The sequence below is a fragment of the Vibrio sp. 10N.222.51.C5 genome (assembly GCF_041474575.1).
Taxonomy (GTDB): Bacteria; Pseudomonadota; Gammaproteobacteria; order Enterobacterales; family Vibrionaceae; genus Vibrio; species Vibrio crassostreae_C.
The window spans coordinates 78812-79109 of the sequence record NZ_JBFRUJ010000024.1 but is presented as its reverse complement, the minus strand read 5'-3'; the positions used below and the strand labels follow the sequence as shown (position 1 = coordinate 79109).

Here is a 298-nt window from a genome sequence, read left to right as displayed (position 1 = left end):
TCACCAAACTCTGGTAGCTCGAAGTCGTCAAACGAGAATTCTTCTGCGCTTTCTTGTCCTAGAACTTCAGCTTGTTCTGCTACTTCCGTTTGTGGTGTAGCTTCAACTTGCGGTTCTTCATCTAACTGAGGTTCAGCGACAGGTGTTACTGGCTCTGGTGTTACGTCAGCTTCCGCTAATGCTTCTGGTTCAGACGCCTCATCTTCAATCAGCCAATCATCGTCTTGTGGCACACCAAATTCATTCGGAATAATCTCTGGCATGTTTGCAGCACGGATTGGCTCTGGCTCTGGCTCTG

Annotated in this window: 1 protein-coding gene; it reads right to left on the bottom strand. The window is 48.3% G+C overall.

The window, feature by feature from the left end; all coding sequences use genetic code 11:
- Nucleotides 1-298 (bottom strand): hypothetical protein (locus AB4558_RS09060; protein WP_372158683.1); only part of this gene is annotated, 298 nt, incomplete at both ends.